The sequence below is a fragment of the Candidatus Defluviilinea proxima genome (assembly GCA_016721115.1).
GTDB classification, from domain to species: Bacteria; Chloroflexota; Anaerolineae; order Anaerolineales; family Villigracilaceae; genus Defluviilinea; species Defluviilinea proxima.
On record JADKIW010000001.1, the window covers coordinates 864,135 to 880,905 of the forward strand.

The following is a 16,771-nucleotide window of genomic DNA, read 5'->3' on the forward strand; positions in this document are numbered from 1 at the left end:
CTTCGATTACGCTCAACTTGTAACGGTTATCGGCACTGACAGATGGGAAGAAACTGGCTCGGAATTAGAATAAAGGCAACCATCATCCCATCTGATTCCAAGATTTTCTCAGAAGAAAAGCAATGGTTGCGGCACCCGCTAATCCTAATATAGCTGACTGATTGTTGATATAAATCGAATTGATAAAACAAACGATGATTGATAATCCAACCAGACCATACATTCCCCATTTTTTCCATTTCCAAATCGCCATGGCAAATATAAACTGAGCAATACTTCCTATTCCCAAGAGAAAAATGATCCATGCTGGCATATTGGACAAGGGAGGACCAACTGTTGTAGTGATACTAATGAAATAAACAATTGCCACGAGTGGGCTAGTAATAAGCATACTAATAAGCATAAAAAACAAACAATTACCTCGTACAAGCTCTGTAGGTTGGGAAATTTCTGTCCTGTCAGTTTCTAGCTCCAATGGAAAACTACATTTTTGACAGAAACGATCTTTAGGTTGGACAACATTTCCACAATTCCCGCAATAGATTTCTGACAATTTTACCTCTCAATAGCCCTTCAAGAATTGAAGACCCTATTCTGGCAATACGGCCAAATAATTTATCACAATATGCGCCTTTTTAGTTTTATCTATTTCAGAGTTTAATTTTCTTTTGCAAAACTTCCAAAGTGCTAAACAAAACCACCCAACTATGGTGCAGTCGTATTTGTCGGCCAGGGAGTGATGGTAGGAACCACAACATCGGGTGCAACGGTTTCAGTGGGAGTAATAGTTGGCAAGGGTTGAGGTGAGGGAGTCTCTGTCACGAGCGGGGCGGCAGGAACGGCTGAGGTAGCGGTCACGGTTCCGTTGCGGCGAAGCAGGCCAAAGGTCATAATGGAGCCGAGAACGATGATGATAAACAGGGCCACAACTATACCGATCACCCACGGGAACCAGTCAAAATCTTTCTGGTCTTGCTGGTCGGCTTTCGATTTGAAATCCGCAGGCGCACCGATCAACACAACAGTCGTATTGTCATGTCCGCCACGGGCATTGGCAAGATCGACCAATGCACGGCTGGCCTCTTTGAGGGTTGCACGAGTGCGCACCACTTCGAGGATCTCATCGTTCCACACAAGGTCGGTCAGGCCATCGGTGCAAAGGAGCAACACATCGTTCGGTTGTAGTAGTGTGCCTTGATTGTTCTCTGAATGATTCGCGCCTTCGCCATCGAAAAGGTTGAGGCGGAAATCAGGCTCAGGCGGCACAGGCGAACCTAGATAGCGACGAATAACATGCACGTTCGGATGTTCGCGTGCCAATTCAGGCGTGAGGATGCCTTTCTCGATGGCTTCCTGCACCCACGAATGATCGGTTGTCAGTTGTTGAATGCGCCCGCCGCGCATCAGGTAAATGCGCGAGTCTCCCACATAAGCGGTGTAAAGTTTATTGTCGATGATCCATGCAAGGGCGCAAGTAGCCCCCATGCCTTTGAGATCTTCATTCGTTGAAGATTGTGCGGCAATGGCACTGCTGGCTTCATTGACCGCCCCTTCGACCATGTTGCGCGAGAACTTTCCATCACCTTTGGCAATGTTCTGCATGATGTGGTTGACGGCAAGCTCTGCCGCCACCTCACCACCCTTATGCCCGCCAATGCCATCGGAGAGCACCGCGAACAATACAGGCGTGCGGTCCTTTTCGCTGACGTGGAACGAGGCCACAGCATAACGGTCTTCATTGTTCTTGCCCGTCATGCCCGGATGGGTATGTGCTTCAACGTTCAGATGAGCGCGTGATGTACGGATCATAAAATAGGATTATTTTTGCGGAATAACTTTCGGTTCAGACTCAACTGGAGGCTGATTCAGATCAAAGCGATAGGTCAAACGCCCAAAGTGGATCCTATCTCCATGCTTCAAGCGGACGCCTTCGCGTGTAACCGGTTCATAATTGACCCATGTGCCAGCGATCGAGTTCTGGTCAATGATAACAAAGTTTCCGTCACCTGTCTGTTTAATGCGGGCATGTAACGGCGAAATGGATGGGTCATCAAGCACATACATCGATTGTACTGGGTCTGTGCCAAATGTCATATCCTTTTCCACAATGGAAATTGGCGCAACACTGGCAGGTTCGCCTCCATTCGTCAAGCGGATGAGATAGGCAGGAGCTAAAGGCACACGGCTTTGTTTTGGGGCACTCATCCAAGTAAAGCGTGGCTGTGATTTCACTCTTTTTGTAGCGGCGGCAGAAGGCTCCGTCAAGGCTACAACAGGTTGCGTCAACGGGTCTTCTTTTGCCTTACGCGCCTTCTTACGTTTGCTCTCTGGAACATTCCGTACTCGGCTTCGCAACAAAATGATCAAGAGTGCCAGCCCGGCAAATACGATGGCACCCAGGATGAGTTGCGTGCTATACCGCATGAGGAAGGCGCGCAAACCACTGGGCGGATGAATAACCATGAACGAGACGGGGATGCCGATGCTCGATTTTTTCAGGCCAAGCACATCCTCCGCTTCGACGACGATCTCATGCTGGGCACTATCGTTATAGGTGCTGAGGTCCCACAGGAATTTATCGAAGGGCGCTTTGGTATTCTCGGCAACGACTTGTCCATCCACATATAAAGTAGTGCGTTTGAGGTCGCGTTTGTGCCCATCGGGGAATTCGATGATGATATCAATAATCTGCTGCGAAGGCGACAATGCTTCGTCGTTGTAAGGATCATCGGCCGGAGCCTGACGCGTGATCTGCAAAGGCGGTGCAATGAAGATCGGGTTGGGCGGCTGGACATCTACACTGAACGGTTTATCCAGTGCGGGAATGGTCACATCTTGTATTTTGACATAGAGACCCAGCGTGTGGTCACCGGGGGTCGTCAACAGGGATGAATACGTCAATTCGTAGATATGACGCAATGGCGCAAGATACAAATTCAGGTCTGGAAAGATTTCGTTTCGAGAGAAGGAAAAGAACGCACCATCTGTTTGTTGCGCAAGTGTTTTGAAGGCATTCGCACTGGCAGTGACATTGAACTCTTCTGCATCAATGAACCAGACAAAGACACGCACCTTCGAATCAATGGCCCGCTGAATGAGCGGAGCAATGGTGTTATCAATGTTGGGATCATCCATGTGCGGGGTGATGAACAACACGGCGCGCTTCATACCAGGAAGCGGCGTGGAGGCACTGGCAGTATCCAATGCAATAGACAGGGTTTGCAGATTGGGCGTCGAGTTGCGAAAATCGGGTTTGAAGGAATTCAAACTCACGAACCAATCTTTGATGCTCGAATGGTTAATGAGCGAACCGGACAAAGAGACAAGGCTTAAGTCATCTTGTGATTCGGCAGGCTGGGCGTTGACCCAAGTGCTTAACGCCTCCAGTACACGGTCAAAGCGCGGGACGGCGTTCGAGTCACGGACAGACATGGGCGGACCCGGATTGATCGCCACCACCATCTGCACCGGCACGCTGGATTCGGTAAGTGCGTCCACTCTATTTTCCTGACCATCTTCATAGACAGTGATATCAGAGGCTTGAATGTCAGAGATGAACTCACCGTTCGCATCGTATACATCCACAAGTGTGGAGATGCGCGGGAATTCATCAGCATTGATCTGCAAGATCTCTGCCGAAGCGGCTGTCTGGGCGTGGACAAAGGTCCAGGTTCCAGCAAGCAGGATAAAGGTCAGAAAGAGGCGGGCGAGTTTAGGCATCCACACTCGTGGGGAGAGGAGTAGAACGAGTCAGACGTAAATAGGTCACCGTAAGTGCTGACTTCATAAAAGTAGCGATGATGCCCTGCACGAATGCCATGATGGGGATGAAGATCAGCATGAAGAGACCCATCATCCACATGGAGGAGCCAAAAGGTTCATTGGATGAAAAACCGATGAACGAAAGCCCCATGAACGGAACCATCAACGGGACCATGATAACGCTCGAAATGAGCATCGTCCCAAAATACAAAATCAGTGTGATCAACACATATTTCCAAACATGGGCTTTCACGAGATCGAGGGCATACTTGATGGCATCCATCACCGACTTATTATCTGCGATCACCGCGGCTTCCGCTTGTTCCATGAGAGCCATCGTCAGAAGTGAAACAGGCATCATCAACAACATTAGAGGTTGGACGCAGATCGCTCCCATGCCCATCGTCATCAAAGAAAAGGCCATGATACATCCGAAGATCGCAAAGAAAGCCAACCCTATTGTCAGCGAGATCAAAAGCATCACGCCGAAGAGCCGCCAGAAATAGGGGAGACCGTCACGCAGAAGTTCCGTGAACGATACAGCGGGGTTCCCCTCCTCGGCACGCAACACCCCCACGGTCGTGGCCGAACGAGCAATGGCGCTCAATATCCAACTGCCGAGAACGAGCATGAGCTCGAACAAGATGATCAGCACAACAAAAATGGGGTTGGAAGAGATGCCCGTGAAACCATGCGGATTCTTTTCCGCATAAAAGATGAAGACGAAAACAATTGGAAAGATCAAAAACACAACAACCATCGGCAAGAGGTTCAACAGCCACAAAACCTTGTGCTTCCACGTAATTTGACCCGCGCGGGTCAATACTTCCCCAAAATCAAAGTTCATTGTTCCACCTCAATCGCAAATCGAAAATTGACAATCGTAAATCAGAAATCGTTACTCCCACTCGATCGTGCCGGGCGGTTTGCTCGTAATATCATACACCACGCGATTGATGCCGTCCACTTCGTTGACGATGCGATTCGCCACACGCGCCAAGAGATCATCGGGCAGGCGCGCCCAATCGGCAGTCATAAAATCTTCGGTGGTCACCGCGCGGATCGCAACGGCTTCTTGATATGTGCGCTGATCGCCCATCACACCCACCGAACGGACCGGCAACAACACAACGAACGCTTGCGCAATGGCAGGCGGTTCTATTCTTAATTTTCCCGTCACCGGCGTGCCGCCAGAGAATTTTCGATTCAGCAAACCGGCTTTGGTTAATTCCTCTACAAGGATCGCATCCGCCGCCCGCAAACGGGATACGCGCTCCGGCGTCACCTCCCCGAGACAGCGCACGGTCAAACCCGGACCCGGGAATGGTTGCCGCCAAACCAGCTTTTCCGGCAATCCAAGCGCTTCACCGACAGCCCGCACCTCGTCCTTGAATAGATAGCGCAATGGCTCGACCAATTCGAATTGCATATCTTCCGGCAAACCACCGACATTATGATGTGATTTGATCTTCTGTGCTTTATTGCGATCTGCCGCTGACGACTCCACTACATCGGGATAGATCGTCCCTTGTACGAGGAACTTTGGTAAGCCAAGTTGTTTGGCTTGCCCTTCAAAAATGCGGATGAATTTTTCACCGACCGCTTTACGTTTCTGCTCTGGCTCGGTCACACCGCTGAGCGCGGCAAAGAATTCGTCAGCGGCATCTACAGTTATAAGTTCAGCATGCAGGTTATCCCGAAAGGCTGAAGCGACTTGTCCACTTTCATCTTTTCGCAGTAAACCGTTATCCACGAACACAGCTACGAGTTGATCGCCAATCGCCTTATGGACAAGCGCCGCCGCCACTGATGAATCGACTCCGCCTGAAACCGCCGCAAGGACACGTTCCTTGCCAACCTGCTTGCGAATGCGTTCGACCGCGTCTTGAATAATGGAACCGGGCGTCCACGTGGGTTTGGCTCCGCAAATATCGGTTACAAAATGTTTGAGTAGTTTTTGTCCGTTTGGCGTGTGATGCACCTCAGGGTGAAACTGCACACCAAAATATTTGCGTTTCATATCTCCCATCGCCGCCAGCGGACTATTTCCACTGCGGGCAAGTGTGATAAAGCCTTCAGGCAATTTGGTAATGCGGTCACCATGTGACATCCACACTCTGGAGATCGAATCGAGCATCGTGCCATCAATAGTCGGCTCGATCACTGCAGGACCGTACTCACGCTTGGCAGATGGATCCACTTGACCACCGAGGGCATAAGTGAGCGCCTGCATTCCATAACAGATGCCAAGGATGGGAAGGCCGGTGTTGAAGATGAACTTCTGGATGTAAGGCGCACCATCTTCATATGCGGACCGAGGTCCGCCGGAGAGAATGAAGCCCTTGGGTTGTATTGCGAGGATCTTTTCCATGGGGGCATCCCACGGGAACAACTCACAATACACTTGCGCTTCACGTACACGCCGTGCAATGATCTGCGCATATTGAGAACCAAAATCAAGAATAGCAATAGAGTCCATAAAATTATTTACCTTATGTAGGGGCGAGGCTGCGTAGCGTCTCGCCCCGTATTTACGATTTAACAACAGGGCGGGGAAACCCCGCCCCTACATCTGATATCAAATGAAAATGCAACTGCGGAAAATCCTGATACTCTCCACCATTGACGATCAACCGCCAGGCGGAAAGCTGAAACTCATTTACAAGACTCTGTACGGTCGTATACAGTTCCGTGAGAAAGGCTGAGTCTTTCGGGTCAAATTCCTGTAGCGAAGCGACAGCTTTCTTGGGCACCAGCAGAACATGAAATGTGTAAGAAGGCTTCGGATGATAAAACGCCATCAATGTATCGGTCTCTCGCAATCGTTGTACAGGAATGGCAAAGCTCATATGCTCAAATATCCAACCGATCAGAGGTGCAAGAAACCAGAGTATTTTACGGAGCATTACGTATTACGAAATACGGATTACGTAATGCATACTACGTAATCCGTAAAATCAGGCCGGTTCTCCAAACACAACCTTGTCATCCACCATCGAAGTAATGCACGCCAACGAGTGGATCGGCACACCGAGCGGCTTGAGGGAGTCACGACCGCCTTCGAAGAGTTTCTCAATCAAGGCGCCGATGCCTACCACCTTCGAGCCTGAAGCTTCTGCCAAACGGACAAGCCCCAGAATGGTCTGTCCGCTGGCGAGGAAATCATCAATGATCAAAACCTTCTCGCCACCCGCCAGATATTCGGGTGAAACGATCAGTTCCACCATGCGGCCCTTGGTGTGCGAGGGCGCAAGGGTCAGGTACACCTGATCAGGCATCGTCACCGGCTTGTGCTTACGAGCATACACCACCGGCAAACCGAGATGCACCGCCGTGGTCACCGCCGGGGCAATGCCCGAGATTTCGGCGGTCAAGATCTTCGTTGCACCAACCGAAGCGAAAAGCCGCGCAAATTCCCTTCCGCAGGCATCCATTAAAAGGGGGTCCACTTGATGGTTGACAAAGCTATCAACCTTCAAGATTCCCCCGCTAAGGACGTGTCCGTCCTTCAAAATACGATCTTCGAGTAACTTCACAACTGCCTCCAGAGCAGACAAATTTCGGACATTGTACAACGCCGGGGGTGTAAACGCAACCGGCAACAAATTCCGGTAAACAGACTCTGTAACAAACTCACAGGATAGAGCAAACGCGTCGCTTTTGTACGCAAATCCGCGAAAGAGGCCGTTGATAGGGCTGTGTTAGAATCTTCACCCGTGAACCTGATCCTTGCTTCCAACTCACCCCGCCGCAAGCAATTGCTTGCACTCACAGGCTGGAACTTTATCGTCTCTGCCGCCAACGTGGACGAGAGCGTAGTGGAGAACGAATCGCCCGCGAATTACGTCTTAAGGCTTGCAGAAAAAAAAGCGCGCGCCATCCAAGCGAATACAGACCAGATCATTCTCGCATCTGATACCACCGTGGTGGATGGACTCACCATCCTCGGCAAACCCGAGGATAAAGACGAAGCCATAACCATGTTGACTCGCCTGCGCGGACGTACGCATCAAGTCTACACCGGGGTTGCCCTGCTTCGAGTGAGCGACGGCCACATCCTGACCGATCTCTGCGTTACCGACGTGCCCATGCGCAACTACTCCGATGAAGAGATCCGTGCCTATGTTGCCACCGGCGACCCGCTCGATAAAGCCGGCGCATATGCCATCCAACACCCAGACTTTCGTCCCGTTGCCAGTATGGCAGGTTGCTATGCTGGCGTCATGGGCTTACCATTGTGTCACGTCGTAAAAATGATGCGTCAACTGGACATCCAGCCTAATGCGGATGTACCATTGAACTGTCAGAAACTATTGGAATATGATTGTCCTGTGTTTAATACAATTTTGGAATCCGGGAGTTCACTCCTATAGTTCGGCCAGCAATCTGGTCGATTCCAAAGCATGAAAGGTAAAGAATGAAATTATTACATTGGTTAAATCTTTTAGTGATCATGGCATTCCTGAGCGCATGTGGATCAAGTGGCTCAGGAGGCAATAATCCTCTCCCCATTATTCAACCCACTAGCACATCCTCCCTGCCAAATCCCGGCGTGACAATCGTCCCTGCGCCAGACCCGATTGTCGCATTGAAATCCTATCTCGATGCGTATAAGGCTGATGATTACAACGCCATGTATGCGCTCATCAGCAAGGTGACACAGGATACCGTCACTCTCGAAGATTTTGCCAAACGCAACCGCGATGCCCTGAACTCCATGAGTGCCGGTTCATTCGATTACGAAGTCTTGTCATCACTGGTCAACCCATATGCCGCAGAGGTCGCCTACAAAGTGACCTATCACACCGCACTGGTCGGCGATATTACACGCGATATCATCGCTCGTTTTGCACTGGAAAATAACGAGTGGAAACTGCAATGGGACGACTCGCTCATCCTGCCGGAACTAGCGGGTGGCAACGTCCTGAAAATGGATTACAACATCCCATCTCGCGGCAACATCTACGATAAAGATGGCGACGTGATCGTAGCACAGACCGATGCCTACGCATTCAGCATCATTCCAGGCAATATCACCAACGACAGTTACAACACCATCCTATCCGAAGCTTTGAGATTGTGTGGCACAGATCCACAAGTGTTGGCAGAGAAGATCCAAAACACACCGGCCTTATATCCCATCCCTTTATGTGGAGCTTCAGAACAAGAATCAGCCCGCATCCGAACCATTTCTCCCGCAGGCCTGCAATGGACCACCTATAATTCGCGCTACTATTTCGATCAGGGCGCTAGTTCCAACATCGTAGGGTATACACAATTGATCTCACCAGAGAACGTCGATAAATATCGCCGTCTTGGGTACGATGGCAGTGAACGTGTAGGTTCAGCTGGTATTGAACAGTGGGCCGAAGACTATCTCGCCGGTCAACATGGTGGCACCTTATATGTTGTCAAACCATCTGGCGAGACTGTCACACGTGTGGGTGAAAGCGCCCCCAAGCCATCAGATTCCGTTTACCTGACGATCGACCAAAACCTGCAATACTATGCAAAACAGGCATTAAACGGTTTCACCGGCGCAGCAGTTGTGATCGAGGTCAATACAGGGCGCGTGCTTGCCATGGCATCCTCTCCTGGATATGATGCAAATATTTTTGATGCAAATAACCCAAACGCTTCCATCACGGAGTTAGTACCTGGATCACTTCTCAACCGCGCCGCACAGGGACAATATCCGCTGGGCTCGGTCTTCAAGATCATCACCATGGCGGCTGGTATGGAAAGCGGATTGTTCACCCCGGAAACCGCTGTCAACTGCGAATATACATGGGACAAATTACCAGACCAGATCCGTCACGATTGGACATGGCAACATTGTCAGGATCGTCTTGCCTCTGGCAGAGAATGTAATACCAGCGACAGCCAACCATCCGGACTTCTCACTTTACCGGAAGGACTCATGCGGTCCTGCAATCCCTATTTCTGGACGATTGGTTTAACACTGTACCAGAATAACCGCTCCAACGATATCGCCAATATGGCGCGCAACTTTGGTTTGGGCCAACCCACCGGCATTACGCAGGTCCCCGAAGAAGCTGGGCAGATCATTGACCCACCAACCGACATTGACGTGGTCAACATGTCCATTGGGCAGGGCGATATGAGAGTCACTCCTTTACAAGTAGCATCTTTCATCGCGGCATTAGGCAATGGCGGGACGTTATATCGTCCACAACTGGTGGAAAAGATCGAGCCAGTGGATGGAGGCCCAGTTACTCAGATCTTCAAGCCAGAAGCCCGCGGCACATTGAATGTTCAACCCTTCCGCTTGGAAACCATCAAAGAGGCTATGATCAACGTTGTACAGGACTCGCGTGGTACTGCTAACTTCCGTTTGCGCGGAATGTCGATCCCTGTGGCAGGAAAAACCGGCACAGCTGAATCCGGCAATGGTTTGCCTCACGCCTGGTTCGCAGGCTATACCATGGCCAGCGACTCTACCGGTCTACCAGATATTGCTGTTGCCGTTATTCTGGAAAACCAAGGTGAAGGTTCAGATTGGGCGGCACCGGTCTTCCGCTCCATTGTTGAAACTTATTACTATGGCAGTCCGCAAAGTCGTCCGTGGTTTGGACCTATCGGCGGCCCGCTGTACACACCAACCCCGCTGGGCGGCATCCCAACCAAGACGCCGAAGCCATAATCCTTACAAACAAACTTCGGAAGTCTTGAAGACTTCCGAAGTTTATACGGATACTTATTTGACCAACGAAACAACATTACAAGGCCTGATCATCAAAGCCCAGTCTGGTTTCTTTACAGTAGAGACCCGGCAGGGCTTTGTTATTTGTCAATTACGAGGCAAACTCAAACAGGGACGTGCCACCGGCGACATCGCCGCCCTTGGGGATAAAGTTAGGATCACAGTTTTAGAGGATAAGAGCGGGGTGATAGAAGAGGTCGAAGAGCGCAAGCAGGCTATCGTTAGGTTAGACCCGAGGCCACAAGGCATCTATCAACAAGTCTTGCTGGCAAATGCTGATCAAGCTGTCTTCGTATTCGCATGCGCACATCCGCATCCCAAGTTAAGAATGCTGGATCGTTTCCTTGTCATCGCTGAGAAACAAAAAGTCCCGCCGATCATCGTGGCAAACAAAATTGATCTTGTTGAAAACGCAAAAGAACTTTTTGGTTTATACGAATCGATCGGGTATCGCGTCATCTACACTTCAACACAAAACGTCACAGGCATTGAAGAATTGCACGACACATTGAAAAATAAAATTTCGGCGTTGGCTGGGCCAAGCGGCGTGGGTAAATCGAGTTTATTAAATGCGATACAACCCGGGCTCGGGCTGGCTGTGAACGAGATCAGCAAAGTAATGGACAAGGGCCGCCATACAACCGTCACGCGTCAACTCTTTCCACTGGTAGATGGCGGATATGTGGCCGATACGCCGGGTTGGAAATCGCTTGCGTTATGGGATACAGAAGCAGTGGAAATGGAAGCGTATTTCCCCGAACTGCGTGAGCTTGTGCAGGGTTGTCAATTCAGCGATTGCACGCACACACACGAACCCAAATGTGCAGTGCTTGCGGCAGTGAAAGATGGGCGCGTACATCCCGAACGTTTCGATTCGTTTTTGCGATTGCGTGCGGGCCAAGAATAAAGTCACTTCAAAAGTGACTGTCTCCTGTTAGAATTAAAAACATGAATTCAAATTGGGATTTGATCGGGCACGAGTGGGCAGTGGACATGTTGAAGAAACATGTTATCCACGAGACAACGCGCCATGCGTATCTTTTCTGTGGACCTCCCGGCCTGGGCCGCCGCACATTGGCTTTACGCTTCGCCCAAGCCTTAAACTGCACGACCCCAGCTGAAGCAGGAATTCCCTGCGGAACCTGCCGCGATTGCAAAGGGATCCAATCCATGCAACACGCGGACCTGACCATTATCCAAGCCGACTCCGAAGGTGGGACGTTGAAAGTGGATCAGATCCGTGATTCACGCAAAACGTTGATCCTCAAACCGTACATGTCAAAGTTCCGTGTGGCGATGTTCCTGCGCTTTCAAGAAGCGAACGATAACGCCGCGAACGCCTTATTGAAAACTCTCGAAGAAGCGCCTTCGTATGCGGTTTTGATATTGACTGCCGATAACCCCGAACAATTATTACCGACCATTGTTTCAAGATGCGAAGTGTTACGATTGCGACCATTATCCTTTGACGAAGTGCAAAAGGGATTGGAAAATAAAGGAATAGAAAATAGCAGGGCGAAATTGATCGCACATATCTCGGGCGGACGGTTTGGGTATGCCTTACGCTTGATCGAAAACGATGATCTTCTGGAAGCACGTGAAGAACGCCTGAACGATTTACTTTCCTTACTCCCTGCCTCACGCGTGGAAAAGTTCAAATATGCCGACAAATTATCGAAGGATAAAGACACCATGCGCCAGACGATCCTATTCTGGCAGTCCTATTGGCGTGATGTAATGTTGCGCACCGCCCAAGCCGATACTCCCCTCGTCAACGTGGACCGCAACCTTGAGATCGAAGACCTGGCCGGGCAATTGGACTTATCCTCCGCACGCAAAGTAGTGGGAAATCTCGAAGATGTGCTCGAAAAAATGGACAAAAACGTCAATCCGCGCTTGCTGGCGGAAGTGTTGTTGATGGATTTACCGAAGGTGTAAACGTCAATGTAGGGGCGGAGCAGTGCTCCGCCCCTACACGATTTAAGGAGAAATCTATGTGCCGAAGCATCAAAACATTACGTAATGCAGAAATCCCTGCAACGGAGGAAGAGATCCGCGCGGCGGCGTTACAGTTCGTGAGAAAAGTGAGCGGGTATCGCAAGCCTTCCAAGGCCAATGAAGCGGCGTTTGAGAGGGCGGTGGAGGAAGTAACAGCAGCGACACAAAAGCTATTAGAGAACATACCTGCAAAAGTAATTGCGTAAGTTTATTTTTATCTGAATCAAAAAAGTGGATGGCACGAGCCATCCACTTTTTGTTACTCAATCGCCTCACGCAACTTTTTTGCAAGTACCCCGAAGTGCGGTGTATATCGAATATCATCTTTGCGCGGACGTGGAAGATCAACTTCCATGTCCATTTTTATTGTACCGGGGCGTTGGGTCAACACAAGAACACGGTCTGCCAGGAACAACGACTCGTTGATCGAATGGGTCACCATGATGACCGTCTTCTGTCGCATCTGCCAGATGCGCGATAACTCTGTCCACATGCGTTCGCGGGTGAGAGCATCCAGCGAACCAAAAGGCTCATCGAGCAGAAGCAGGTCAGGGTCATGGATGAGGGCGCGCGCAATTGCCACACGTTGCGCCATCCCACCTGAAAGATCACGCGGAAGCGAGTCCGCGAATCCTTGTAATCCCACAAGTTCGATCATCTCTTGTGCTTTGTCGCGCGCAGTTGCATTGTCCACATTTTTTACTTCAAGCGGAAGCATAATGTTCTCGGTCACGGTGCGCCATGGCATGAGGTTGGCCTGTTGAAAGACCATGCCCGTGGATGGTTGTTCCCCGTGGCCGAATGTGAATGAACCCGATGTAGGTTGAATGAGTCCGGCAAGGATGCGCAAGAGAGTCGTTTTGCCTGAACCGGATGGCCCTAACACACAAATAAACTCACGCGCCTGCACATTGAACGAGATATTTTTCAACGCGCGAAGACCGCCGTTCTCATCTGGGAAGACGGTGTTGATATTATGGACGGTGAGGATGGGAGATGTCATTTCGATTTTAGATTAAGGAAGTCAACAGGTACACAAGGAAACATGTAAACAGGTTCACAAGGAACTTGTCTACATGTCTACGTGCCCACTTGTCTACATTCTCACGGAACAAATTGATTCGTAAACGCTTTACTCAAATCCTGCTTCTCTGGGATCAAACCCATATCGAGCAGAATATCCTGCATGTTCTCCCATGCTTTCGGGTCAGAATAACCAAGCCGATCCCCTTTCCACTGCTCGCTGGATGTAGCAAGGATCTGTTTTTGTAAATTCGCATCGAGATCAGCAAAGTTCGGAATATGCGCTTCGCTTAATTTAAATGCTTCGTCGGGATTTGCGATCGTATCGGCAACGCCTTTCAAGAACGCTCCCACAAACGCACGCACGAGCTCGGGGTTCTCGTTCACAACTTTCTCACTCGCTAAAACTCCATTTGCCGCAAGGTGGGCATAATCCGCCACACGGATCTCGGTCACGGGGATGCCACGCGCATGCAATTGGATCGGCTCGTTCGCTGTATACCCAACCACAATATCCTGCCCACCAGAAACCATCAACTCCACCTGATTGAAACCGATCGCTTCGAGCGTCACATCTTTTTCGGTCAACTTGCCTGCATTCAACAGCGCGCGCAAACCGATATAGTTCGCGCCAAACAAACCGGGCAAACCGATCTTTTTTCCCTTCAAATCCTGTGGCACGATCACATTCGCATCACTCTTCGCCACCACTGAAACAGGGTATTGTTGATACCAAGCCATCACATACGTCACAGGCAAGCCTTGCGCGCGCGCCAACAACACCTGCTCGCCAGAGACCACCGCGAACGGCAACTCACCGGCCCCCACCAGCGCAACACCATCGGTCTCGAATTTGTAATCGAACTCAACTTCGATACCTGCATCCTTGAAATATCCTTTTTCGACAGCGACATATAGCGGCGCGAATTGGATGTTAGGGATATACCCAAGCGGTAAGCGGATCTTCGTCAACGTGCCCGCTTCATTCGTGGACTTCGGGCTGGTACACCCCGAAAGAACGAGTGCCACCCCAAGCATGATCAAAACTATCTTACGAAACATGAAAATCTCCTTTATCGTTTTCACGTTCGAACGTTTAAACGTTCGAACGTTCTTGCCACTTCAAAAACTTATTTTCCAACAATCGCACAATCCCATATAACATCAAGGCCAAAGCGACCAGAGTAAATACGGCCACGAACACCATCGGTGTATCGTATTGGAAGTCACCCAACTGTAACAGATACCCCAATCCCTCGCGTGCGCTGACGAGTTCGCCCACGATCGCACCGATCACCGAAAGCGTTGCGCCGATCCGCAAGCCACCGAGGAAAACCGGCAAAGAAGCAGGCACCTCGACCTTCAATAAAATTTGCGTCCGCGAGGCATGGAGTGAGTTCATCAGATCATATAACGCTATCGGCACGGCTCTCACACCAACGATTGTATTCACCAACACCGGGAAGAACACGATCAACGAACAAATGACAACCTTCGAAAGGATTCCATCTCCGAGCCAGATGACAAGCAATGGAGCAATTGCCACTACCGGTATCGCCTGGCTCGCCACCAGATACGGCGATACGGCTTTCTCCAACGAGCGCGATTTAGCCAGTACATATCCCACACAAGTCGCGAATAAAACCCCAACGAGAAGCCCCAACACGATCTCAAGGAATGTTACCCCGGCATGATAGGGCAGGCTCCCGTCACTGATGGATTTGAGGAAACGCGTCCATACGCTGAGCGGAGATGGCAGAATGAAGTTCGGAATGCCGCTATAACGCGTGAGTAGAAACCATCCGAGTAGGAAGGTGATGGTGGAGAGGAGGATGGGAGTGTATCGTTTGATCATAATTGTTAATTCGTCATTGCGAGCGAACGGAGTGAGCGAAGCAATCTCCACCCGTGTGATGGGGATTGCTTCGTCGGGCGAGGCCCTCCTCGCAATGACAGGAGTGGCAGAAAAACAAAAAGCGCCTCGAAAATTCCGGGGCGCAGAATCAGGACTCGGTTAAGTCTGAAGCGTATTAAAAATCCCGAAAACACAAAGTGCGTTTTCGGGACATACGTCAAATCAGACTCACGGTGAGCCTATCATCCTTCTTCTATCCAGACTATACTGTCGGCCCCGGAATTACACCGGATCATGCACTTGCGTGCTCGTGGGCTGTACCACCGATCGGGAATTCACTCGCAATTTGTTGAACACAAGTGTCACCCTGCCCCGAAGGTAAATATTCAGTTAAACGGATTATATCACCACTCAATACTGACAGTTGTTCCTGCGACAGCAAAGGCTTCCAATCATATAATCCACTTCGCACGAGATACAAAAAGAGGCCACACCATTGACGCAGCCTCTTTTCTTCTACTATGAGCGTGAATTTGTCTTACGCTTGTACGATGCACTCCACCGGGCAAACGGCAACGCACTTGGGTGAATCGTGGTGACCAACACATTCAACACACGTGGCCTGATCGATCACATAAGTAACACCATCACCTTCGCTGATGGATTCGGTCGGGCATTCGGGCAAGCATGCGCCACAGGCGATGCATTCTTCAAGGATTTTCATAGTCATGGTTAATTTTCTCCAATATTGATATTTTGGACTATAAATTAACCGATGCTGAATGGCACGTCAAATGACGAATGTCTCTTATTTGATGGATTTTGTCATCCTTCTGCTGAAAGCCTGTTGATGTCACGGCGTATGAACCATAATGGAACAATACCAAAAACACCAAAAGACATATCGATCATTTGCCAAAAGAAGGGGATATTTCGAATATATCCAAAGATCAAAGCCCATGGGATGATGAGAAGGCAGGTAAGCATCCCAAATTCCACCACCCAAATATTTTTAACCGGGTCACGGAAAACGCCAAGGAAAGCAATGGCAATTGCCACATGGCCAAATGCCAGCCAATCCGTTCCATAAGCGAGAAATGGGTATTGTCCATATCCATTTTGGACGCCTTCGTTTATATACTTCAACCAATTCGTCAACGCGGGAAATATAGATGACAACACGGTTCCATTCTCAAAAAAGGACATCATGATCTTTAATTCCCACTGTAAAGGGATTGCCGTCAGACCACTTACTGCAAGCGCACACATAAAAAAGACAAGCAGAATTCTGATGCGGCGATGTAAAATATTTTTTGTATTCATTTGGCCTCCTGAAAGTGAATTACCCCCATAATAACAAGCCGAAAGTCTCAAAGACTCTCATGAGACTTTCGGCTTCTATCATTAAG

18 protein-coding genes and 1 riboswitch are annotated in these 16,771 nt (G+C 49.8%); of the genes, 6 read left to right on the forward strand and 12 right to left on the reverse strand.

All coding sequences use genetic code 11. The features are described 5' to 3' along the window. Window positions 1–82 precede the first annotated feature (82 nt). The 7 genes from IPP66_04015 to xpt form a co-directional block, all read right to left on the reverse strand. Complete coding sequence (locus IPP66_04015; protein MBK9924437.1) at window positions 83–553, reverse strand: hypothetical protein; 471 nt, start codon at window positions 551–553, stop codon at window positions 83–85. A 152-nt stretch (window positions 554–705) separates the two neighbouring features. Then, entirely contained in the window at window positions 706–1,809 is a 1,104-nt protein-coding gene (locus IPP66_04020) for a serine/threonine-protein phosphatase (protein MBK9924438.1), read from the reverse strand. A gap of 9 nt (window positions 1,810–1,818) precedes the next feature. Beyond that, window positions 1,819–3,720, reverse strand: a complete 1,902-nt coding sequence (locus IPP66_04025) for an FHA domain-containing protein (GenBank protein MBK9924439.1) — start codon at window positions 3,718–3,720, stop codon at window positions 1,819–1,821. Then, complete coding sequence (locus IPP66_04030) at window positions 3,713–4,609, reverse strand: hypothetical protein (GenBank protein MBK9924440.1); 897 nt, start codon at window positions 4,607–4,609, stop codon at window positions 3,713–3,715. Before IPP66_04030 ends, IPP66_04025 begins: the two co-directional genes overlap by 8 nt. A gap of 51 nt (window positions 4,610–4,660) precedes the next feature. Further along, window positions 4,661–6,241 (reverse strand): glutamine-hydrolyzing GMP synthase, encoded by a 1,581-nt coding sequence (guaA, locus tag IPP66_04035; protein ID MBK9924441.1) that lies wholly within the window; start codon window positions 6,239–6,241, stop codon window positions 4,661–4,663. A gap of 52 nt (window positions 6,242–6,293) precedes the next feature. Beyond that, on the reverse strand, window positions 6,294–6,668 hold the full coding sequence (locus IPP66_04040; GenBank protein ID MBK9924442.1) for an HIT domain-containing protein: 375 nt from the start codon (window positions 6,666–6,668) through the stop codon (window positions 6,294–6,296). Window positions 6,669–6,719: 51 nt separating this feature from the next. After that, window positions 6,720–7,298, reverse strand: a complete 579-nt coding sequence (xpt, locus tag IPP66_04045) for a xanthine phosphoribosyltransferase (GenBank protein MBK9924443.1) — start codon at window positions 7,296–7,298, stop codon at window positions 6,720–6,722. 186 nt (window positions 7,299–7,484) lie between these two features. Between xpt and maf the strand changes: the two genes are divergently transcribed. The 5 genes from maf to IPP66_04070 are packed head-to-tail and all read left to right on the forward strand — an operon-like array spanning window position 7,485 to window position 12,690. Then, a complete protein-coding gene (gene maf, locus IPP66_04050) occupies window positions 7,485–8,135 on the forward strand; it encodes a septum formation protein Maf (protein ID MBK9924444.1) in 651 nt (216 codons plus the stop codon). A gap of 44 nt (window positions 8,136–8,179) precedes the next feature. Then, window positions 8,180–10,426 (forward strand): hypothetical protein, encoded by a 2,247-nt coding sequence (locus IPP66_04055; GenBank protein MBK9924445.1) that lies wholly within the window; start codon window positions 8,180–8,182, stop codon window positions 10,424–10,426. After that, window positions 10,326–11,393 (forward strand): ribosome small subunit-dependent GTPase A, encoded by a 1,068-nt coding sequence (rsgA, locus tag IPP66_04060; GenBank protein MBK9924446.1) that lies wholly within the window; start codon window positions 10,326–10,328, stop codon window positions 11,391–11,393. The genes IPP66_04055 and rsgA overlap by 101 nt, the downstream gene beginning before the upstream one ends. Before the next feature lie 41 nt (window positions 11,394–11,434). Next, window positions 11,435–12,424 carry a DNA polymerase III subunit gene (locus IPP66_04065; protein ID MBK9924447.1) on the forward strand — a complete coding sequence of 330 codons (990 nt, stop codon included), beginning with the start codon at window positions 11,435–11,437 and terminating at the stop codon, window positions 12,422–12,424. A 56-nt stretch (window positions 12,425–12,480) separates the two neighbouring features. Beyond that, entirely contained in the window at window positions 12,481–12,690 is a 210-nt protein-coding gene (locus IPP66_04070) for a DUF2277 domain-containing protein (protein ID MBK9924448.1), read from the forward strand. A 53-nt stretch (window positions 12,691–12,743) separates the two neighbouring features. On the opposite strand, the gene IPP66_04075 is transcribed toward IPP66_04070, so the two are convergent. From IPP66_04075 to IPP66_04085, 3 genes are all read right to left on the reverse strand, one after another. Continuing rightward, window positions 12,744–13,487: an ABC transporter ATP-binding protein gene (locus IPP66_04075; protein MBK9924449.1), complete on the reverse strand. Its 744-nt coding sequence runs from the start codon at window positions 13,485–13,487 to the stop codon at window positions 12,744–12,746. 101 nt (window positions 13,488–13,588) lie between these two features. Beyond that, the gene (locus tag IPP66_04080; GenBank protein MBK9924450.1) at window positions 13,589–14,569 is read right to left on the reverse strand and encodes an ABC transporter substrate-binding protein; all 981 of its coding nucleotides are present in this window, start codon (window positions 14,567–14,569) and stop codon (window positions 13,589–13,591) included. 34 nt (window positions 14,570–14,603) lie between these two features. Further along, a complete protein-coding gene (locus IPP66_04085; GenBank protein ID MBK9924451.1) occupies window positions 14,604–15,362 on the reverse strand; it encodes an ABC transporter permease in 759 nt (252 codons plus the stop codon). On the opposite strand from IPP66_04085, the gene IPP66_04090 reads away from it, so the two are divergent. After that, the gene (locus tag IPP66_04090) at window positions 15,355–15,525 is read left to right on the forward strand and encodes a hypothetical protein (GenBank protein MBK9924452.1); all 171 of its coding nucleotides are present in this window, start codon (window positions 15,355–15,357) and stop codon (window positions 15,523–15,525) included. The genes IPP66_04085 and IPP66_04090 overlap by 8 nt on opposite strands. Before the next feature lie 78 nt (window positions 15,526–15,603). Further along, window positions 15,604–15,746, reverse strand: a riboswitch (FMN riboswitch). Between the two features lie 154 nt (window positions 15,747–15,900). On the opposite strand, the gene IPP66_04095 is transcribed toward IPP66_04090, so the two are convergent. Continuing rightward, window positions 15,901–16,092, reverse strand: coding sequence for a 4Fe-4S binding protein (locus tag IPP66_04095; protein ID MBK9924453.1), 192 nt, complete (start codon window positions 16,090–16,092; stop codon window positions 15,901–15,903). Window positions 16,093–16,187: 95 nt separating this feature from the next. After that, window positions 16,188–16,685, reverse strand: a complete 498-nt coding sequence (locus IPP66_04100; GenBank protein ID MBK9924454.1) for a hypothetical protein — start codon at window positions 16,683–16,685, stop codon at window positions 16,188–16,190. Window positions 16,686–16,771 lie beyond the last annotated feature (86 nt).